At 70.1% G+C, this 19744-nt stretch carries 21 protein-coding genes, 1 tRNA gene and 1 other RNA gene; 9 read left to right on the forward strand and 14 right to left on the reverse strand.

Features of this window, described 5'->3' with window-relative positions; genetic code table 11:
* Nucleotides 1-22 precede the first annotated feature (22 nt).
* The 3 genes from ilvD to otsA form a co-directional block, all read right to left on the reverse strand.
* Nucleotides 23-1741 (reverse strand): dihydroxy-acid dehydratase, encoded by a 1719-nt coding sequence (gene ilvD / locus RWH44_RS11050; protein ID WP_316004598.1) that lies wholly within the window; start codon nt 1739-1741, stop codon nt 23-25.
* A 286-nt stretch (nt 1742-2027) separates the two neighbouring features.
* Nucleotides 2028-2807 (reverse strand): trehalose-phosphatase, encoded by a 780-nt coding sequence (gene otsB, locus RWH44_RS11055; protein ID WP_316004599.1) that lies wholly within the window; start codon nt 2805-2807, stop codon nt 2028-2030.
* 46 nt (nt 2808-2853) lie between these two features.
* On the reverse strand, nt 2854-4341 hold the full coding sequence (gene otsA, locus RWH44_RS11060; RefSeq protein ID WP_316004600.1) for an alpha,alpha-trehalose-phosphate synthase (UDP-forming): 1488 nt from the start codon (nt 4339-4341) through the stop codon (nt 2854-2856).
* Nucleotides 4342-4556: 215 nt separating this feature from the next.
* Between otsA and RWH44_RS11065 the strand changes: the two genes are divergently transcribed.
* Nucleotides 4557-4811 (forward strand): cytochrome c-type biogenesis protein, encoded by a 255-nt coding sequence (locus RWH44_RS11065; protein ID WP_316004601.1) that lies wholly within the window; start codon nt 4557-4559, stop codon nt 4809-4811.
* 60 nt (nt 4812-4871) lie between these two features.
* Here RWH44_RS11065 and RWH44_RS11070 read toward each other — a convergent pair whose 3' ends face one another.
* Genes RWH44_RS11070 through RWH44_RS11080 form a run of 3 tightly spaced genes read right to left on the reverse strand, consistent with a single transcriptional unit; the run spans nt 4872 to nt 7562 of the window.
* On the reverse strand, nt 4872-6059 hold the full coding sequence (locus tag RWH44_RS11070) for an acetyl-CoA C-acetyltransferase (protein ID WP_316004602.1): 1188 nt from the start codon (nt 6057-6059) through the stop codon (nt 4872-4874).
* Nucleotides 6056-6721, reverse strand: coding sequence for a CoA transferase subunit B (locus RWH44_RS11075; RefSeq protein ID WP_316004603.1), 666 nt, complete (start codon nt 6719-6721; stop codon nt 6056-6058). Before RWH44_RS11075 ends, RWH44_RS11070 begins: the two co-directional genes overlap by 4 nt.
* Before the next feature lies 1 nt (nt 6722).
* Nucleotides 6723-7562, reverse strand: a complete 840-nt coding sequence (locus RWH44_RS11080) for a CoA transferase subunit A (RefSeq protein ID WP_316004604.1) — start codon at nt 7560-7562, stop codon at nt 6723-6725.
* A 109-nt stretch (nt 7563-7671) separates the two neighbouring features.
* Between RWH44_RS11080 and RWH44_RS11085 the strand changes: the two genes are divergently transcribed.
* From RWH44_RS11085 to RWH44_RS11095, 3 genes are all read left to right on the forward strand, one after another.
* Complete coding sequence (locus RWH44_RS11085; protein ID WP_316004648.1) at nt 7672-8493, forward strand: IclR family transcriptional regulator; 822 nt, start codon at nt 7672-7674, stop codon at nt 8491-8493.
* A 221-nt stretch (nt 8494-8714) separates the two neighbouring features.
* Complete coding sequence (locus tag RWH44_RS11090) at nt 8715-9185, forward strand: MarR family winged helix-turn-helix transcriptional regulator (RefSeq protein ID WP_316004605.1); 471 nt, start codon at nt 8715-8717, stop codon at nt 9183-9185.
* Nucleotides 9182-10414: an MFS transporter gene (locus RWH44_RS11095; protein WP_316004606.1), complete on the forward strand. Its 1233-nt coding sequence runs from the start codon at nt 9182-9184 to the stop codon at nt 10412-10414. The genes RWH44_RS11090 and RWH44_RS11095 overlap by 4 nt, the downstream gene beginning before the upstream one ends.
* Before the next feature lie 121 nt (nt 10415-10535).
* Here the strand turns inward: RWH44_RS11095 and RWH44_RS11100 are convergent, their stop codons facing one another.
* The 5 genes from RWH44_RS11100 to RWH44_RS11120 all read right to left on the reverse strand — a co-directional run bounded on the left by RWH44_RS11100 (nt 10536) and on the right by RWH44_RS11120 (nt 14626).
* Nucleotides 10536-11381, reverse strand: a complete 846-nt coding sequence (locus tag RWH44_RS11100; protein WP_316004607.1) for an alpha/beta hydrolase — start codon at nt 11379-11381, stop codon at nt 10536-10538.
* Nucleotides 11382-12347: 966 nt separating this feature from the next.
* A complete protein-coding gene (locus tag RWH44_RS11105) occupies nt 12348-12896 on the reverse strand; it encodes a hypothetical protein (RefSeq protein WP_316004608.1) in 549 nt (182 codons plus the stop codon).
* Between the two features lie 57 nt (nt 12897-12953).
* A complete protein-coding gene (locus RWH44_RS11110) occupies nt 12954-13592 on the reverse strand; it encodes a DsbA family protein (protein WP_316004609.1) in 639 nt (212 codons plus the stop codon).
* Nucleotides 13593-13595: 3 nt separating this feature from the next.
* Entirely contained in the window at nt 13596-14285 is a 690-nt protein-coding gene (locus RWH44_RS11115) for a cation diffusion facilitator family transporter (protein ID WP_316004610.1), read from the reverse strand.
* Nucleotides 14282-14626 carry an ArsR/SmtB family transcription factor gene (locus tag RWH44_RS11120; protein ID WP_316004611.1) on the reverse strand — a complete coding sequence of 115 codons (345 nt, stop codon included), beginning with the start codon at nt 14624-14626 and terminating at the stop codon, nt 14282-14284. The genes RWH44_RS11115 and RWH44_RS11120 overlap by 4 nt, the downstream gene beginning before the upstream one ends.
* Before the next feature lie 187 nt (nt 14627-14813).
* Here RWH44_RS11120 and RWH44_RS11125 point away from each other — a divergent pair, with 187 nt between their 5' ends.
* Complete coding sequence (locus RWH44_RS11125; protein ID WP_316004612.1) at nt 14814-15398, forward strand: hypothetical protein; 585 nt, start codon at nt 14814-14816, stop codon at nt 15396-15398.
* Nucleotides 15399-15539: 141 nt separating this feature from the next.
* On the opposite strand, the gene RWH44_RS11130 is transcribed toward RWH44_RS11125, so the two are convergent.
* A tRNA-Lys gene (locus RWH44_RS11130) sits at nt 15540-15615 on the reverse strand.
* A gap of 103 nt (nt 15616-15718) precedes the next feature.
* Here RWH44_RS11130 and RWH44_RS11135 point away from each other — a divergent pair.
* Together RWH44_RS11135 and RWH44_RS11140 are read left to right on the forward strand one after the other, a co-directional pair.
* Nucleotides 15719-16546, forward strand: a complete 828-nt coding sequence (locus RWH44_RS11135; protein ID WP_316004613.1) for an inositol monophosphatase family protein — start codon at nt 15719-15721, stop codon at nt 16544-16546.
* Nucleotides 16543-17160, forward strand: coding sequence for a hypothetical protein (locus RWH44_RS11140; RefSeq protein WP_316004614.1), 618 nt, complete (start codon nt 16543-16545; stop codon nt 17158-17160). The genes RWH44_RS11135 and RWH44_RS11140 overlap by 4 nt, the downstream gene beginning before the upstream one ends.
* A gap of 166 nt (nt 17161-17326) precedes the next feature.
* Here the strand turns inward: RWH44_RS11140 and RWH44_RS11145 are convergent, their stop codons facing one another.
* The gene (locus RWH44_RS11145) at nt 17327-17623 is read right to left on the reverse strand and encodes a hypothetical protein (RefSeq protein ID WP_316004615.1); all 297 of its coding nucleotides are present in this window, start codon (nt 17621-17623) and stop codon (nt 17327-17329) included.
* Between the two features lie 103 nt (nt 17624-17726).
* On the opposite strand from RWH44_RS11145, the gene RWH44_RS11150 reads away from it, so the two are divergent.
* On the forward strand, nt 17727-18266 hold the full coding sequence (locus RWH44_RS11150) for a YaeQ family protein (protein WP_316004616.1): 540 nt from the start codon (nt 17727-17729) through the stop codon (nt 18264-18266).
* A 241-nt stretch (nt 18267-18507) separates the two neighbouring features.
* Here the strand turns inward: RWH44_RS11150 and ssrA are convergent.
* Nucleotides 18508-18878: a transfer-messenger RNA gene (ssrA, locus tag RWH44_RS11155) on the reverse strand.
* A 195-nt stretch (nt 18879-19073) separates the two neighbouring features.
* Here ssrA and RWH44_RS11160 point away from each other — a divergent pair.
* The gene (locus RWH44_RS11160) at nt 19074-19727 is read left to right on the forward strand and encodes an SIMPL domain-containing protein (RefSeq protein WP_316004617.1); all 654 of its coding nucleotides are present in this window, start codon (nt 19074-19076) and stop codon (nt 19725-19727) included.
* Nucleotides 19728-19744 lie beyond the last annotated feature (17 nt).

The following is a 19744-nucleotide window of genomic DNA, read 5'->3' on the forward strand; positions in this document are numbered from 1 at the left end:
AGAAGGTGAAAGGGGACGGCCGTCAGCCCGTGACCGCGCCCTCCGCGGCGGAGTGCACGAGCTTGGAGTACTTGGCCAGAACGCCACGGGTATAGCGCGGGGGAAGCGGTTCCCAGCCGTCACGGCGGGAACTCAGCTCGTCCGGCTCGACGATCAAGTCGAGAGTGCGAGCGGCGATATCGACCCGTATCAGATCACCATCGCGCACGAAGGCGATAGGACCTGCGTCCACCGCTTCGGGAGCTATGTGGCCGATGCACAGTCCGGTTGTGCCGCCTGAGAATCGACCGTCCGTCAAGAGTAGTACATCTTTTCCGAGGCCCGCGCCCTTGATCGCGGCGGTGATCGCCAGCATCTCGCGCATGCCGGGGCCGCCCTTGGGACCCTCGTAGCGGATGACGACGACGTCGCCGGCGGCGATCTCGCCCGCCTCGAGGGCGTCCATCGCGCCGCGCTCGCGCTCGAACACGCGGGCCGGCCCCTCGAAGACGTTGCCGTCGAAGCCGGCGGACTTCACGACGGCCCCCTCGGGAGCCATCGAGCCGTGCAGGATCGTGATGCCGCCGGTGGCGTGGATGGGGTCGTCGAACGAGTGGATGACCTTGCCGTCGACCGGGTCGGGGTTCAGGTCGGCCAGGTTCTCGGCGAGCGTCTTGCCCGTGACGGTCAGCGCGTCGCCGTGCAGCAGGCCCTCGTCGAGCATCGCCTTCATGATCACGGGGATGCCGCCGTGACGGTCGACGTCGTTCATGACGTACTGGCCGAACGGCTTCATGTCGGCCACGTGCGGGGTGCGGTCGCCGATGCGGTTGAAGTCGTGCAGGTTGAGCTCGACCTCGGCCTCGTTGGCGATGGCGAGGAGGTGCAGCACGACGTTCGTCGAGCCGCCGAGGGCCATCGCGAGGGCGATGGCGTTCTCGAACGCCTCCTTGGTGAGGATGTCGCGCGTGGTGATGCCCTGGCGCAGCAGGTTGACGACCGCTTCGCCCGAACGGTGGGCGAAGTAGTCGCGGCGACGGTCGGCCGACGGCGGGGCCGCCGAACCCGGGAGGCTCAGACCCAGCGCCTCGGCGACCGAGGCCATGGTGTTGGCGGTGTACATGCCGCCGCACGCCCCCTCACCCGGGGCGATCGCGCACTCGATGCGCTTGAGGTCGGCCTCGCTCATCTTGCCCGCGAGGCACGCGCCCACGGCCTCGAACGAGTCGATGATCGTGACGTCCTTCTCGGTGCCGTCGCTGAGCTTGACCCAGCCCGGAGCGATCGAGCCGGCGTAGAGGAAGACGCTCGAGAGGTCGAGGCGGGCGGATGCCATGAGCATGCCCGGGATCGACTTGTCGCAGCCCGCCAGCAGCACGGAGCCGTCGAGGCGCTCGGCCATCATGACGGTCTCGACGCTGTCGGCGATGACCTCGCGCGAAACGAGGGAGAAGTGCATGCCCTCGTGGCCCATCGAGATGCCGTCGGAGACGGAGATGGTGCCGAACTGCAGCGGGTACCCGCCACCGGCGTGGACGCCCTCTTTGGCGCCCTGCGCGAGGCGGTCGAGGCTGAGGTTGCAGGGGGTGATCTCGTTCCAGCTCGACGCGATGCCGATCTGGGGCTTGTCCCAGTCCTCGTCGCCCATGCCGACCGCGCGGAGCATTCCGCGCGACGTGGTGGCTTCGATGCCGTCGGTGACGACGCGACTGCGGGGCTTGATGTCGAACTCGCCGGTGTTCGGATTCTGCGGTGCGGGCATTCTCGAAGTCTATTGCGAGCGACACGCGCGTGCCGCCGCACGGCCGGTGAACGGGGGATTCATAGACCGACGCGGCTGCGCTCCCCCGGCTCGGGCCGTGGCCGCGGCGGCGCGCTCCGGCGTCGGGACGATCTCGCGGTGACGCTCCCCCGCCTCGAGCCGCGCGCGCCGACCCGCCCCGGGCTCAGCCGGTGTGGGTGCGCCGACCCGCCCCGGGCTCAGCCGGTGTGGGCGCACCGACCCGCCCCGGGCTCAGCCGGCGTGAGCGCGCCGACCCGCCCCGGGCTCAGCCGGTGTGGGCGCGACGCAGCCGGGCGATCTGCTCGAGAACGGTCACGAACGCCGCGATGTCGTCGACCCGCAGAGTCGCCGCCGTCTCTCCCCCGCCGATGCGCACACCGAGGTCGCCCGCTCCGAGCGAACGCAGGGCGTCCTCGTCGGTCACGTCGTCGCCGGCGAACAGCACCGCGCTCGCCCCCAGTCGCTCGCGCAGGTGGGCGACGGCGGAGTCCTTGCCCTCGTGCCGGAACGAGAATTCGAGGATGTCGTGACCGGTGCGGCGCCGCCACGACGGGGCTTCGGCGGCCAGGATGCCGTCGGTCGCCTCTTGCGCGGCACGGGCGGTCTCGGCATCCGCCGTTCGAGTGTGCAGACCGAGGCCGAACTCCTTGGGCTCGACGCGCACGCCGGGGAGGTCGGCGACGGCGTCGCGGATCGCGGCGGTGAGCCGATCGCGCAATGCGCGGTCGTCGGGGTCGTCGCCCACGTCGACCGCTCCGGCGCCCGGCTCCCACGATTCGGCGCCGTGCGAGCCCATCAGCCACCACGAAGAGGAATCGTCGTGCTCCGCGATGACCCGGAGGTCGGCGAGCGTGCGGCCCGACACGAGCGCCACGGTCGTCGACGGAAGGCCGGCGAGCTCGTCGAGCACGGCGCGGGCGTCGGGCGTCATGCGCGCCGACATCGGCTCGTCGACCAACGGCGAGAGCGTGCCGTCGAAGTCGAGGGCGACCAGCAACGCCTCGGTGGTGGCGACGGCCTCGACGGCGGCGTCAGCGGCGGTCATGCGGCATCCTTCCTCTCCGTCCAGGTGAACCGGGGCGGGGTGCGGGTCATCCGGCATCCGTCTCGTCGATCGGTTCGTGCTCGGGGGCGGAGCCGTCGTCGTCACGGGTGACCTCGGCGGCGGCCGCGGCCGTGGAGGCCTTCTCGTGGAACACCGACAGCGCCTGGAGGAAGTCCTGCGACCAGTCCTCGACGTCGTGGTCGCGCACGCGTTTGCGCAGCGCCCGCATGCGGCGGCCCTGTTCGGCGGCGGGCATCTCGAGGGCGCGGACGATGGCGTCCTTCATGCCGTCGATGTCGTGCGGGTTGATGAGCAGGGCGCTGCCCATCTCGTCGGCGGCACCGGCGAACTCGCTCAGCAGGAGCACTCCGCGATTGTCGATGCGGCTGGCGACGTACTCCTTGGCGACGAGGTTCATGCCGTCGCGCAGCGCCGTGACGAGCATGATGTCGGCGGCGAGGAACAGCGCCACCATCTCTTCGCGCGGGTACGACTGGTGCAGGTAGCGGATCGCGGTGTGCGTGGTGGTGTCGTGGTCGCCGTTGATGCGCCCGACGGTCATCTCGATCTCGTCGCGCAGCTGTACGTAGGCGTCGACGCGCTCACGGCTGGGGCTCGCGACCTGCACGAGCGTGGCGTCCTCGACGGTCGCACGTCCGTCCTCGAGCAGCTCGCCCCAGGCCTTGAGGCGGTGGCGGATGCCCTTGGTGTAGTCGAGACGGTCGACGCCGAGCAGGATCTTGCGCGGGTTGCCGAGGCCCTCGCGGATCTCCCTCGCGCGCTGCTGGATCTCGGGCTTCTGCGCCAGCTCGATGTACGAGTCGGCGTCGATCGAGATCGGGAACGCCTTGGCCAGGGCGACGCGCGTCGTATCCCCTTCGGGGACCAGGATGCCGCTGGCCTTGGTCTCGTAGCGCAGCTGTCGCCGGACGGCGCGCGCGAAGTTGCCCGCGTCGGCGACGCGCTGGAAGCCGATGACGTCGGCGCCGAGGAGACCCTCGAGCACCTGCTTGCGCCACGGCAGCTGGGCGTACAGGCCGTAGGCCGGGAACGGGATGTGGTGGAAGTACCCGATCGTGAGGTCGGGACGGAGCTCCCGCAGCAGCTTCGGCACGAGCTGCAGCTGGTAGTCCTGCACCCACACGATGCCGCCCTGCGCCGCGACCTCTGCGGCGGCTTCGGCGAAGCGCTTGTTGACCTTGACGTAGGCATCCCACCACGCGCGCTTGTAGGTGGGGGCGGCGATGACATCGTGATAGAGCGGCCAGATGGTGTCGTTGGAGAAGCCCTCGTAGTAGAGCTCGACGTCGGAGGCCGACAGGGGCACGGGAACGAGGTGCGTGCCCTCGAAGTCGAACGGCTCGAGGGTGGCGTCGGCTTGACCGGCCCAGCCCACCCAGGCGCCCTCGGCGCGCCGCATGACGGGTTCGAGGGCGGTGACGAGCCCGCCGGGCGAGCGGCGCCACCCCTCACCGTCGGGGGTGCGGTCGACGGGCAGGCGGTTGGCGACGACGACGAAATCGGCCTGGGTCACAGGTCCTCCTCGGGGATCGTCCTCAGGCTAACAGCGGGCTCCGCGCGCGCACCGGGGGTAGACGCGGAGCGCAGGGGGCAACCGCTCGATAAACGGCGTCCGTGCCGGAACACGGCGCGTGGCCGCGTGTCTCGACACGAACGGCGTTTATCGGCGGGGGTGGGGCGCGGTGTCAAGGTGCGGCGGCCGATTCCGCGGCTCGGTAGGTTGGGCGCATGCGGCAGTACATCTTCGGAACCGGTCTCCTCAGCGCCATCACCGGTGGCGTCACGCTCCTGCGCGGACTCAAGAACGACGAGCCGTTCACCTGGCGTACCGCGCTGGCGTGGCTGAGCTGGGGCATCACGCTCGCCCTGGCGATCGGCGCCGTCGTCGACACGCGCCGCGCACGTCGCGGTCGCGTCATCGCGGGCGACTCCCCCGTTCAGAGGAAGCAGGCCAAGCTGCTCAAGAAGCGCCTCACGCGCTGAGCGCTCCCCTCGACGGATCACGGATGCCGCGGCCTCGGGGCCGCGGCATCCGTCTGTGCATCAGCGGGTGAGGATGAGCGCGTCGCCCTGACCGCCGCCACCGCACAGCGCGACGGCCGCCGTGCCGCCGCCGCGACGCACGAGCTCGTGGACGGCGTGCACGACCAGGCGATTGCCCGAGGCGCCGATCGGGTGACCGATCGCGATGCCCCCGCCGTGCGGGTTGACGATCTCGTCGGAGAGCCCGAGTTCGGCCTGGGATCGGGCCACGACCGCTCCGAACGCCTCGTTGATCTCGACGAGATCGAGGTCGGAGGCCGAGAGCCCCTGCTTCTGCAGCGCCTTCTCGATCGCCCGCGCCGGTTGGACGTGGAGGGAGTTGTCCGGTCCGGCGACCTGACCGCTCGCCCCCACGACCGCCAGCACGTCCCAGCCGTGTTCGGCGGCGACGGCGCGCGTGGTGACGACGACAGCGGAGGCCCCGTCGGAGATCTGCGAGGCGTTGCCGGCGGTGATCGAGCCGCCCTCGGCGAACGCCGGACGCAGCTTCGCGAGGGTCTCGACCGTGGTGTCGGCGCGGATGCCCTCATCGGCCGAGACGGTCACGGGATCGCCCTTGCGCTGCGGGATCTCGACCGGCACGATCTCGGCCTCGAACACCCCGGCCGCCTGCGCCGCGGCGGCGCGCTGGTGCGAGCGTGCCGAGACGGCGTCTTGCGCCTCGCGCGTGACCTCGTACCGGGCGTTCGCGCGTTCGGTGGAGGCGCCCATGCTCTCGCGGTCGTAGGCGTCGGTGAGACCGTCGAACGCCATGTGGTCGAGGACTTCGACGGAGCCGTACGCGTATCCGTCGCGCGAGTTCATCAGCAGGTGGGGCGCGCGCGTCATGGACTCCATGCCGGCCGCGACGACGACGGTCGCGTCGCCGAGACGCAGCATGCGCGCGGCGTCGATGACCGCGGTCAGCCCCGAGAGGCACACCTTGTTGATCGTGGCGCTGTGCACGTCCCACCCGATGCCCGCGGCGATCGCGGCCTGGCGCGCGGCGTTCTGCCCCGCCCCGGCCTGCAGAACCTGTCCGACGAGCACCGCGTCGACGGCCTCGGCGGGGATGCCACCGCGCTGGAGCGCCCCGCGGATGGCGGCGGCGCCGAGCTGGACGGCGGTGAGCGGCGCGAGCTGTCCCTTCAGGCGCCCCTGCGGGGTGCGGGCGGCGGCGACGATGACGACGTCGTTCTCGGTGGTCATGCGTTCTGCTCCTCGGTGAGCTTCTCGGTGAGTTCCACGGTCAGCGGGGGCTCGGTGGCATCCCGCACCTCGTCGACGCTCACCCCGGGGGCGAGCTCGACGAGCACCAGTCCATCCTCCGTCACGTCGATGACGGCGAGGTCGGTGATGATGCGATCGACGACGCCGCGACCCGTGAGCGGCAGCGAGCAGTGGTCGACGATCTTGGGGGTGCCGTCTTTCGCGACGTGCTCCATCAGCACGATCACGCGGGCGGCTCCGTGGACGAGGTCCATCGCTCCGCCGGGACCCTTCACCATCTTTCCGGGGATCATCCAGTTCGCCAGATCACCGGATGCCGACACCTGCATCGCCCCGAGGATCGCGGCGTCGATCTTGCCCCCGCGGATCATGCCGAAGCTCAGCGCCGAGTCGAAGAAGGCGGAGCCGGGGAGGGTGGTCACCGTCTCTTTGCCGGCGTTGATGAGATCGGCATCCACCGCGTCTTCGGTCGGATACGGACCCACGCCCAGGATGCCGTTCTCGGACTGCAGCACGACGGTCACCCCGTCGGGCACGTGGTTGGGCACGAGCGTGGGAAGGCCGATGCCGAGGTTGACGTAGGCGCCGTCGGCGAGCTCGCGGGCGGCGCGGGCCGCCATCTCGGTGCGGGAGCGGGCCATGTCAGCTCTCCTTCGTGGTCGAGGTCGTAATCGGGATCGTGGTCGCTGAGCCCGTCGATGCGACCGGCTCCCCCGGACGCTCACGGACAGTGCGCCTCTCGATGCGCTTGGGGATGTCGGGGCCGACCTCGACGATGCGGTGCACGTACACGCCCGGGAGGTGCACGGCATCCGGGTCGATCTCCCCCGGCTCGACGAGGTGCTCGACCTGCACGATGCAGGTGCGGCCGGCCATCGCGGCGAGCGGATTGAAGCTGCGCGCGGCCTTGCGGAAGACGAGGTTGCCGTGGCGGTCGCCCTTCCACGCGTGTATGAGCGAGAAGTCGGTGGTGATCGCCTCTTCGAGGACGAACTCGCGCGGCTGCCCGTCGACGTCGAAGGTGCGCACGTCCTTCGCCGGGGAGGCGAGGGCGACCCCGCCCGCCCCGTCGTAGCGCTGGGGCAGTCCGCCCTCGGCGACCTGGGTCCCCACCCCGGTCTGGGTGTAGAACGCGGCGATCCCCGACCCGCCGGCACGCAGCTTCTCGGCCAGCGTCCCTTGCGGGGTGAGCTCGAGTTCCAGCTCTCCGGAGAGGAACTGCCGCTCGAACTCCTTGTTCTCGCCGACGTACGACGAGGTCATCTTGCGGATCCGACCGACCCCGAGCAGGATGCCGAGCCCCCAGTCGTCGACGCCGCAGTTGTTCGAGACGACCGAGAGATCGCGCGTGCCCTGCGCGAGCAGGGCCTCGATGAGGGCGATGGGGTTGCCGGACAGGCCGAACCCGCCGACGGCGAGCGAGGCTCCGTCGGGGATGTCGGCGACGGCCTCGGCGGGTGAGGGCCAGGTCTTGTCGATCACGCGGACTCCTTCGTAACGGCGTCCTCCCACGGTGCACCTCGGTCCCGCGGCTTCGCGACCGGGTGCTTGTCATGTGGATGCCGACGGGCCTAGTGTCCACATCGTGGACATCCCCGTTCTTCCCGACGCCCCCCGTCCACCCCGGGCCACCGGGGGATCGAAGGGGCCCGTCGCCGGGGCGCAGGTCATCGCGCGCGCCGCGCACCTGTTGCGGCTGGTCACGGCCGCCGGTGTCGACGGCGCGACGGTCGGCGACCTCGCACGCGAAGCGGACCTGACCCGCCCGACCGTGCATCGCCTGCTCAGCGCCCTCCGCGTCGAGGGCCTCGTCGACCGCGACGAGGCGTCGGGACACTGGCTCCCGGGGCCGGAGCTGTACCTGATGGGCAGCGTCGCGGCATCCCGGTTCGACATCACCGCGACGGCGCGCGACATCGTGCGATCCCTGGCGGTGCGGACGGAGGAGAGCGCGTTCCTCTCGGTACGCCGCGGCGACGAGACCGTGTGCCTGGTGCGGGAGGACGGCAGCTTCCCGATCCGCTCGTTCGTGCTGTCGGAGGGCGTGCGCTTCCCGCTCGGCGTCGCCTCGGCGGGGCTCGCAATCCTCGCGTTCCTTCCACCCCAGGACGTGGACGCGTACCTCGAGCGGCATCCGGAGCTCGTCGAGAAGTGGGGATCGTCGCACTCCCCCGCGCGCCTGCGGACCCGCATCGCCGACACGCAGGCCCGCGGGTACGCGGTGAACCCGGGGCTGATCGTCGAAGGGAGCTGGGGGCTCGGGGCCGCAGTGTTCACGCGCGCCGGCGACCCGCAGTGGGCGCTGAGCCTGACGGGGGTCGAGTTCCGGTTCGGCGGCGAGCGCCTCGCCGAGCTCGGGCGCATCCTCCTCGCACACGCGCACCAGCTGTCGACCCGGATCGCGGCGCGGTAGCCGGCCGCCGTCGCCGCGGCGAGCGCATCCACATCGCGCACGCCGGCTGTCTACGCGGATCGCGGCGCGATAGCCGGTCGCCCGTCGCCGCGGCGAGCGCATCCGCATCGCGTACGCGTGCCGACGCGGGTCGCGGTGCGGTGACGAGCGTCGGAAGGGTACGCGCGGGCGATCGACCCAGATAGATACCCTAGATATATAACAGGGGTATACTTATAGCCATGACCCGCGACGACGACCTGCAGAGACTCCTGCTCGCGGTGCACGCCCTCACGCGCATCGCGGCCATCGACACGCAGAACGACGCCCCCGCCGCGCAGTGGCGCACCCTGACGCTCCTGCGCGACCACGGTCCGCAGCGGCTGGGCGATCTCGCCACCCTCAGCCGCATCAGCCAGCCCGGCATGACGCGGCTCGTGCACCAGATGGATGCCGCGGGCCTCGTCGAGCGCGCCGCGCATCCCGGCGACTCGCGGGTCAGCGTCGTCACCGCGACCGCGAAGGGCCTCGACGCCCTCGAGCGCTGGTACGAGCAGTTCCGCGCCGCCCTCGCCCCGCACGTCGCCGACCTGTCGGACGACGAGTGGGACGCGGTGAGCGTCGCCGCGGGCGCGCTGTCGTCGCGCGTGGGCATGGCACCCGCCGCATCCGCACAGATTTCCCCGAAGAAGCAGAAGGAGGCCGTCCGGTGAGCACCGGTACCGCATCAGCACCCAGTGTCTGGAAACAACCCGCCCAGGTGTGGGCCGTCGCGTTCGCGTGCGTGGTGGCGTTCATGGGGATCGGCCTCGTCGATCCGATCCTGCCCGCGATCGCCGACTCGCTGAAGGCGACACCCGTGGAGACCGAGCTGCTGTTCACCAGCTACCTCGTGGTGACGGGACTCGCGATGCTCGTCACGAGCTGGATCTCGAGCCGCATCGGCGCCAAGGCCACCCTGCTGGTGGGGCTCGGGCTGATCGTCGTCTTCTCGTTCCTGTGCGCGATCAGCGGCAGCGTCGACGCCGTGATCGGCTTCCGTGCCGGGTGGGGTCTGGGCAACGCCCTCTTCATCTCCACCGCGCTCGCCACCATCGTCGGTGCGGCCTCGGGCGGAAGCTCGGCGGCCATCATCCTGTACGAGGCAGCCCTGGGCCTCGGCATCGCCGTGGGGCCGCTGCTCGGCGGCATCCTGGGCGAGGTCAGCTGGCGCGGCCCGTTCTTCGGCGTCGTGGTGCTGATGGCGATCGCGTTCGTCGCGGTGCTCGTGCTGTTGCGCGGACCCGCTCCGGCGCGCACCCCCCTGCCCTTCAGCGCGCCCTTCCGGGCACTGGGTCGCCCGGCGCTCGCGATCCTGGCGGCGACCGCCCTGTTCTACAACATCGGCTTCTTCACCCTGCTGGCGTTCTCGCCGTTCCCCCTCGGTTTCGGAGCGATGGGCATCGGACTGACGTTCTTCGGCTGGGGTGTGGGTCTGGCCATCACCAGCGTCTGGGTCGCCCCGCTCCTGCTGCGTCGCCTGCGGCTGACGACCGTGCTGCTGATCGCGCTCCCGCTGCTGGCGGTCGATCTGCTCGTCGCGGCGTTCATCGTGTCGTCGGCAGCGGCTCTGGTGGTCTGCATCATCGTCGGCGGTGTCGTGCTGGGCGTGGTGAACACGGCGCTCACCGAAGCCGTCATGGAGGCCACCGACCTGCCGCGCTCGGTCGCGTCGTCGGCCTACTCGGCGGTGCGCTTCCTCGGCGGCGCGGTCGCCCCGCCGCTGGCCGCGCTGCTGTGGCACGCGTACGGCGCCGGTGTGCCGTACGTCATGGCCGCGGTGTCGGTGGCGATCTCGGCCGCCTGCATCCTGTTCGGTCGTCGGCTGCTCGCGCACGTCGACCACAGCCACCCGGATGCCGCGGACGAGGGCGCCGCGGTGCTGGTGGGCGACGCGGCGTAAGGCTGCTCGACGCGAGGGCCGCTCCCGCTTCGGTGGGGGCGGCCTTTCGTGCGTCCGCGTCGACGGGCTACGCGTCCGCGCCGCTCCCCGTTTCGGTGGGGGCGGCCTTTCGCGTGTCGAGCTACTGCCCTCCGTCGCGCCGCACCTCTTCCACGACCGCGCGCGCCCCCTCGGGGGACATGACGATCGAGTAGTGGTCGACGGACTCGACCCGGGTCGCCGAGCGGAGTCGCGGATGCGACGTCTTGATCGACGGAAGGTCCGGATACAGAGGCGGGTCCTCGCCCCGCACCCCCCGTTCGGCCGCCAGCAACCGGGTGGGCCGCGGCATCCGCTCGAGAGCTCCGGCGATCGCGTCGCCGGTGTTCTGGTCGATCGAATCGGCCTCCAGGGTGGCGAACGTCGTCGCGGGCCGCAGCGCGGGCTCGACCCCCGCGAGGTCGTAGGCGAAGTAGTCGTCCAGGAGGGCGTCCTCCCGGCCGACGAACGCCGGGTGCGCGCGCCAGAAGTCGCGGTACGCGGCGACGCTCTCGAAGCGCATGTCCAGCCGCGCGGCGGTCGGACCGAGCACGTACCGCACGGCCTCGCGCGGATCCATCCCGACGGGCAGGTCGAGCGGCAGTCCCCCGTCGACCAGCACGACCCTCTCGACGCGGTCCGGATGCCGATCAGCGAACACCGCCGAGACGAACGCGCCCATCGAGTGCCCGACGACGACCGCGCGATCGACACCCCTCGCGTCGAGGACGGCTGCCAGATCGTCCGAGTGCTGCGCCAGACCGGTCCGTCGGCTCGACGCCGTGCTGCGGCCGCGGCCGCGCAGATCCGGGGCGATCAGCCGCGCATCGGTCTCCCGCGCGACCCACGCCCACGCGAGGTGCGAGGCCGTGACACCGTGCACGAGCAGCCACGGCGCGCCCTCGGCATCCGGATGCCATTCACCGACGCGCAGAGTCCCTTCTTGCACGACGACGCGGTGCGTGCGGTCGGTGCGGGGCGCGGCATCATCTCGGTCCGGCGCGGAGGCCGCGCCGTGCGCGAGGTCGACGCCTGTTCCCGCGGAAGGGGTGTTCCTCGCCCTCACAGGGGCGCGCGGTGTCCGCTCGACCGCCGACTCGAGAGCATCGCCATCTTCTGCGTACGGCTCGCCGTTCACGGCTCCGTCGGTACCGGAGGGGGTCATCACGTCATCCTCGCGGTCGCCGCGCGCGAGCGCGAGGGGTGCCGGTGCGGACGGGGCGATCATCCCGTCTTGTTCGCCGCCGCCGGATGGGAGCGCGAGGAAGGCCGGTGCCGACGAGCGATCGCCCGGGCCCGTTCGCCGGCGCCGGGGCCGTCACGATGACGCGTGTCGAGCGCCGCGTGAACACCGAGCCCGGCTGATCGCGCTCATCCTCGACGAGGCCAGGGCGCAACCCGAGCCGTGGGTCGGTCCCGATCCGACGCTTGATCTCGACGCAGAAGACGCGCGTCGTCGGCGTGTGGCGACGATTGGGCGCGATCGGCTCGACATGGCGGAGCGAGCGGCTCTCGCCGAGATCGCCGTGCGTCTGCGCATTTCCGAGCAGACCGTGCGGATCCGCGCGGACCAGGCGCGGACGCTTCAGCAGCGTTATCGTCCACGTGGGCGACGTTCCTGGTAGGCGACACCTCCGAGCGGCAGGCGTCCGAGACCGCTCGACTCGCCGCCTCTCTTCCCGATGACGACGCCCTCGCGTGGCGGGCCTTCGACGAGGGCGCGGCAGACCGTGCCCGCCGCCTCACCCCCGCCCCCTTCGCCGTCTCCGCCCGCACCCTCCGCGAGCGCGTGCACGGCGAATCCCTCGAGGAGCGTCACCGACGTGCGGCCCGCCCCCGGTCATCTGCGAGCCTCGCCCAGCACGCCGCGGAGGGCCTGCTCTGCGCCTTCGGGACCTCGGGTGCAGTAGCAGGACTACAGAGCACCGCGCAGCAGGTCAGCTGCACGACCCTCGACGGCGCGGAACGCCTCGCGCACCTCCCGGTAGTGGGTCCAGGCGTCGCTGAGCGCGTCGCCTGGCGTCTTGCCCGCCTGTAGCCGTCTGCCGTCGTCGATGAGGGCGAGCATGGGCTCGCTCTCGGACATCTTGGCCGTCGCCTCCGTGATCCGAGCGAGCAGTGCCTCGTCGCCCACGATCAGGCGTAGCTCACCGCCAGAGCGAGTGATCGCGAGCGAATACTCGCGGATTGCTTTCCCGCTGTCTGTGTCCGGCCACTCCAGCCAGAACGTTTGATCCTTCGCGTTCTTTTGGAAGAACGGGACCATGTTCCAATTAGCGTTGGCCCACTGCGTGCCCGCCTCGACGAATTGCGCCAGCAGGGCGCGGGCGTCTCGACGGCGGTCCTCGCGGCGAGCGGCCTCAGCCTGACTACGGCTGTAGCGATGGGTCAGGACAACACCGACGACCCCAGAGGCCAAGGTGAACGCTCCGGTGAGCAGAGCGACCCACACGGTTTCCGACATGAGCCGACCATAGCTCTCTCGCGCTCAGCGCTATGACCGCTCCCCCAAGACGACCCGTCAGAGTGCGGCCTGGATTGCCAGTTCGAGGTCGTTCCATCGTTCAATAGTCAGTGGCCGCCCGTTCACAAAGAAGGTCGGCGTACTGCCGACGCCCAGCGCACGGCCCTCATCGAAGTCAGTACGCACGCGACGTGCCGTTGCGGGATCAGCGACGGCGGCGTCGTACGCGGCCATGTCGAGTCCGAGGTCGACCGCGTAGGTACGGAACAGTTCCGCCTTGGATTCTTGCGACTCACCCCACTCAGCTTGAGTCTCGAAGAGGCGGTGGTACATGTCCTCGAAGCGACCCTGTCGTGCGGCGGCTTCGGCGGCTACGGCGGAGTGGGTTGAGTTGACGTGTCCCGGGAGTGGGAAGTAGCGGATGACGTAGGTGATCTGTCCGGCGTACTTCTCCCGAAGTTCCTCCACGACCGGGTAGTACGCCCCGCATGCTTCGCACTCGAAGTCCAGGAACTCGACGACGGTCACCGCGTCGCCACCTGCGTCGTCGAGCACGTGGGAGTCAGCACGCGATACCGAGGCGCTGGCGGGGTCGGGTGCCTGCGCCCGGGTGACGAGAAACGCGACCAGACCGACGACGACGACGACGATCAGAACGATAGCTGTGATGAGCAGGGGCTTGGTGACCGTCCTCATGGATCAGAGCCGGTGACCGTGGTGATCGTGATCGTGATCGTCATGCTCGTCTTCCAGAAGCATCCCCACGGAGGTGGCGCAGGCATCGCCGCGCCACGCCTCGATACCCTCTCGGATTGCGAACGCGGCGATGACGAGTCCGGCTATCGGGTCGGCCCACCACCACCCGAACAGGCTGTTCACGACGAGGCCGATCAGCACCGCGGCCGACAGGTAGGTGCAGATGAGGGTCTGCTTGGAGTCGGCTACCGCAGTCGCTGAGCCCAACTCGCGACCCGCGCGGCGCTCCGCCAGCGAGAGGAACGGCATGATGACGACACTGAGCGCAGTCAAGACAATGCCCACTGTCGAGTGCTGCACGTCGACCTGGCCCACGAGGGCCAGCACTGACGTTGCGGTGACGTATGCGGCGAGCGCGAAGAACGCTACGGCGATGACCCGCAGCGTGCCCTTCTCCCACCGCTCAGGGTCGCGACGGGTGAACTGCCAGGCGACAGCCGCCGCCGAAAGTACCTCGATGGTCGAGTCCAAGCCGAACCCGATCAGAGCGGCGGAGGAGGCGACTGTGCCCGCAGTGATCGCGACGACAGCCTCGACAAGGTTGTAAGCGATGGTCGCGGTGACGATCCATTTGATGCGTTTCTGGAGGACGGGGCGGCGCTCACCTGTGGGCTGAGGGGCGGTGGCGGTCATGCGCAGGTGCAGGTTTCTCCGGCGCAGCAGCCCGGTTCGACGTAGAGGACGACGCGCAGCAACTCGTCGAGGGCGGGCGCGAGGTGGGAGTCGGCAAGCCGATACCAGGTGCGCCGCCCGTCGGGCACGGCCTCTACAAGTCCGCACCCACGAAGGCACGCAAGCTGGTTCGACATGACTTGCCGCGAAACCTCGAGGGCTTCAGCGAGATCTGAGGGGTACGCGGGTGCCTCCCGCAGCGCGAGCAGCACACCGGCCCGTGTTGGATCGGATAGTGCATGGCCGAGACGTGCGAGAGCCGCGGTGTGCGTGACCGAAGCCGAGAGCGTCGCAGTTGACATCTAGCGATAGTACACCGAATCGTGAATTCAGAGAACGCTGAAGTTTGCGATGCGGGAAGCAGGCACGCGGTTGCCTCGCGACGGCTTCACCTCAGGATGCGCGCCAGCGGGCCCAACGCACTCAGAGCGGCCTCAGGGCCCTGGGTCGTTCGCGTGTCTTTCTCGCCGCTTCTGCCACTCTTGGCGGGTGTCCAAGTCATCCCGGCCCACCCGCGCCATGCTCGCCGCCATCGGCGAGGTTGCCGCAGAGTCAGCACGCGTCGAAGACCTGATGCGCGAGCTGTTCTCGATGTTGATCGATTCGCCCTACGGTGCCGTCATCTGTGCCGGTGAAGACCTCTCGCGTATCTGTCAGATGTGCGCCCGCGTCGCCCAGTACAACCTCGCTCTGACAGACGAGCAGGTCGAGCAGCTCGGAACGATCATCAACGCCATCGACGCCCTCCGGGACGAACGAAACTATTTCGTCCACAGCCGCTGGGAGTATGTGCCCTCCGTTCGCCGGCACATCGGCGTGCGGAGTCAGCGCCCTTCACCCCGTCCGAACGGCGGCGACGTGGACACGCTCTACTACTGCACACCGGATGACGCCCTAGAGATCGCGGTGGGCTTCCGTACCGTCGCTGCTGGCATCGAACGCTATAGCGAGCAAACGTTCCCAAACTGGGCGCGTCAGCGGCTTCCACGCCGCGCGAACTGGAAGAAGATGAACGCCTTCACCGAACGGATGCTGCACAGCTTCTTCGCCAAGGAGCCCCCGTCCGTTGTGTGACGGGTCGCCCGAAAAGCGACAGCGACGGCGTCCCCGCTTCGGCTCCGTAGGAGGCGACTCTCGAATTGACCCCAGATTGGCAGGCTTGCTCCGAGCAGAGAAGTCCCGGTCAGGTTTTACGACCTGACCGGGACTTCCTCATGGTGCACCCCCTGGGACTCGAACCCAGAACCCACTGATTAAGAGTCAGTTGCTCTGCCGATTGAGCTAGAGGTGCGTTCCGTTCGGCCGGAGATTCGCTCTCCGCGCCGAGGAATGACATTACCAGCCGTGACGCGAGCACACCAAATCGAGCCAGGAGCGCCGGTTATCCTGGAGCCGTGTCCCGCATCGAAGAGCCCGCCGCGACCCCCGCGGACCCGACCGACGATCTCGCACTCGCCCTCCGCCTGGCCGACGCCGCCGACGCGGTGGCCATGCAGCGGTTCGACGCCGCCGACCTGCGCATCGACACCAAGCCCGACCGCACGCACGTCACCGAGGCCGACCTCGCCACCGAGCGCGCGATCCGGCAGATCCTGGATGCCGAGCGCCCCGCCGACGCGATCCTGGGCGAGGAGTACGGCAGCTCCGGTGACACGTCGCGACGCTGGGTGATCGACCCGATCGACGGCACTCACAACTACATGCGCGGTATCCCCGTGTGGGCCACGCTCATCGCCCTCACCGTCGACGGCGTCCCCACCGTGGGGGTCGTCAGTCAGCCCGCGATCGGTCGCCGCTGGTGGGCCGCGACCGGCCATGGTGCCTGGACGACCACCGCGACGGGCGACACGCGTCGCATCCACGTGTCCGGCGTCGACGACATCGCGGCGTCGAGCATCAGCTTCCAGAGCATCGAGCAGTGGGACGACGTCGACCTCCTCCCCACCCTCGAACGCCTCGCGCGCGCCGTCTGGCGCGACCGCGCCTACGGCGACGCGTTGCCCTACATGTGGCTCGCCGAAGGGCGACTCGAACTCGTGGCCGAGTTCGGCGTGAAGGAGTACGACATCGCCGCGATCGCCCCCATCGTCCGCGAGGCCGGCGGCACGTTCACCGCCTACGACGGAACCGACCGTCTCGACGCGGAGTCATCGCTCGCGACGAACGGCGTGCTGCACGACGCCTTCCTGTCGCTGCTGCACGAGGACGAGGGGTCCCGATGATCCGCCCCTCCGCCCTCGCACGCCCGCGCTCCGCCCGCGCCCGCGTCTTCGCGATCGCCACCAGCGGCGCCCTGGCCGCGCTCGTGCTCGCCGGATGCTCCTCCCCGGCGCCCGAGCCCACCCCCGCCGCCGACGCGCCCTCCTCGGCCGCGCCCGTCTCGGGCGTGGAGACACCCGCTCCGTCGGCGTCACCGTCCGGTTCGGCGACCCCGCCCGCCGACCCCACGTGCGAGAACATCATCCCCCAGGCCACCGCCGACGACTTCCGCAGCCTCGGCTGGACGTCGCAGGAGGATCAGTTCCGCATCGGCGCCACGGCGCTCGACGACGGCATCCAGTGCAAGTGGGGCGACACGAAGATCGCCTCCGACCGCGTGCAGATCTTCGGCTGGGCGCCCATCGACGACGACACCGCGAAGACCGCGCAGAAAGACCTGGTCGCGGCGGGATGGAAGGTCGAGACGGATGCCGACGGCACCTACGTCACCGAGAACCCCGACTGGCTCAACGGACGCGGCGCCGACGGCTACGGCCTGACCTACTTCTTCGGCGACGGCTTCGTGAAGCTCGCGGACACCCGGCAGAGCCTGATCCTGGTTCAGGGGCCGCGGTAACCGAGCGACGGGGCAGGTCTCCGAGGGCACGATCGGTTACCGCCCGTGACCGGCAGAACCTCCGTCATCCGCGACGGCGTAGTCGGCCACCGCCCCGGATCCGCCCGTCGCCGCTGAACGTTCCGCGCATCCGCGACGACGCGATCGTCACCGCGTATGTCCACCGTCACCGATAGGGGTTCCGCGCCTCCGCGTCGCGCGCCGCCGAGAACCCCTCGTCCCACGCGTCGCCGCGCGCCTCCGCGTCGCGCGAGAGGGCATCGACCTGCAGCACCCGGTGGGCGAACGCGACCCAATCGGTCCACCCGGCGGTGATGCGCCCCGCGTCCGACTCGCCGTCGTCGAGGCCGGATACCGCATCACTCCCGCGCCGCTTCTGCGCAGCGGTCCATGTCGGGGCGTCGGGCGTCGGGGCGAGGTGGAACGGACCGACGTCGATGCGGAGGGCGCGGGGGTCTGGCATCCCTCGACGCTAGGCGGCCCGGGGCATCGGGGCAACGCCTTCCCTCCGATCCCGGAGTCCCGGCGGCACGAGCGGAGCGGGCTCTCACGTAGGCTCGATCCTCATGGCTATCGGCGCGACCATTCACACGTTCACCGTGCAGCTCTCCGACGTCGATCGCGGCGTCTACGACGAGCTGCAGCTGCGGGTCGCGCGGCATCCGTCCGAGACCGCGCCCTACATGCTGACCCGCGTCCTCGCGTACTGCCTCGAGTTCGAAGACGGCATCGCGTTCAGCGAGGGCGTCGCCGCGACCGACGAGCCCGCCGTCATGGTGCGCGATCTCACCGGCGCGCTCGTCGCCTGGGTGGAAGTGGGAGCTCCGGATGCCGCCCGCCTGCACACCGGCAGCATGAAGGCCGAACGCGTCGCCGTCTACACCCACCGCGATCCCGAGAAGGTCGCCGCCGCGTGGTCGGGCAAGCGCATCCACCGCGCAGAAGACGTGCTGCTGCACAGCTTCGACCCCGGTTTCGTCGAGCGCCTCGCGGAGGCGATCGAAAGACGCAACACCGCCACGCTCACGCGCACCGAGGGGCGCGTCTACCTCGAGCTCAACGACACCTCGGGCGAGACCGACATCCACACGCGCAGCGCCGCCTGAGGGGCGGCGGCGTACACACCGGCCGGCTGGGGGGCAGCGGGGCACAGTCCGGTCGCACAGCGACGACGCAGTCCGCTCACACGGTGGCGGTCGAGCAACGGCATCCCCACCGAGGCCGCCATGCGGCTGTGCGCACCCCGCCACGCGGTAGGTGCGACCCGCTGACACGCGAAAAAGCCCTCGCCCCCGCCGAAACGGGCGGAAGCGAGGGCTTTCGTGACGAACTCACCGTGACAACGGCTCGTGGAGCTGGGGGGAATCGAACCCCCGTCCAACGCTGGGTCTCCGCGTTTTCTCCGGGCGCAGTCTGTGCAGACGTTCTGCTCGGCTCCGACCTTTGTCACAGACACCTAAGTCGACGAGCCCAGCCTGGGAAAAGTCCCGCGTGACGTCCAGACGCCGTCACACAGCAAGACCCCTAAATGACGCCAGAATCCGTGGCGGGGTCACACACGGTCTGACGGACTATCGGGCTCGCTTACGCAGCGAGGGCGAAGTCAGTGCGCTTAGCATTGGCACTTATTGTTTTGCAGGGAGCGTTTACGAGATAACCCCACATCCTCGGCCCGCTTTCTCGCGGGTTCGCAGACGCTGTCGAAACCGATCAGCCCCGGGAACTCCGTCAAGGAGCGGCCGTTGTCACGCTGTTGAGTTGCCAAGCCGGGAGCCGAAGCACCCGAGCATCACAGTCTACAACGCATCGCGGACTCAGAAATTCCTCCGCACCGTCCGAGCCGGCCGCGGACCCGGCGCCCGACGGTCCCGGCGACCCCGGCGACGAGGTCCACCCTCGCGTAGGCTCACCGCATGAGCGACGTCGTCATCACCGTCCGAGGCGAGAGCAGCGCCCGCGTGCGCGCCGAGGAGGCCGCCGTGCGGGTCACCGTCTCGGTCGACGGCCCCTCTCGCGGCCCCGTCGTCGAGCAGGCGCAGGAGCGGGCCTCGAGCGTGCAGGACGGCCTCGTCGCGCACCTGCGTTCGGGCGAGGTGTCGGAGTGGTCGAGCGCCCGCGTCTCGGTCTGGTCCGACCGGCCGTGGAACGCCGAGGGAGCACAACTCCCCCTCGTCCACCACGCCACCGTCGAGCTCTCGGCCACGTTCATCGACGCCGGCGCCCTGTCGTGGTGGCTCGGCGACGTCACCGAGTCCGACGACGTGCAGGTCACCTCCGTCGACTGGCGTCTCTCCCCCAAGACCCGCGCGCGCACCGAGCGCGAGGTCGCCGCCGAAGCCGTGCACGTGGCCGTCGAGCGCGCCACCGCCTACGCCGATGCGCTGGGCCTGGCATCCGTCGCCGCCGTCGAGATCGCGGATGCCGGGCTGCTCGCGACCCGCCCCGAGGCACCCGCCCCGATGGGTGCGCGCCTGATGGCGGCGTCCGCGGGAGGATCGTCGTTCAGTCTTCAACCACCCGAGATCGTCGTGACCTCGGTCGTGGAGGGACGCTTCCGCGCGGAGTGATCACGCCGGCTGCGAGA

Source organism: Microbacterium phycohabitans (genome assembly GCF_032464935.1).
In the GTDB taxonomy this organism is placed as follows: Bacteria; Actinomycetota; Actinomycetes; order Actinomycetales; family Microbacteriaceae; genus Microbacterium; species Microbacterium phycohabitans.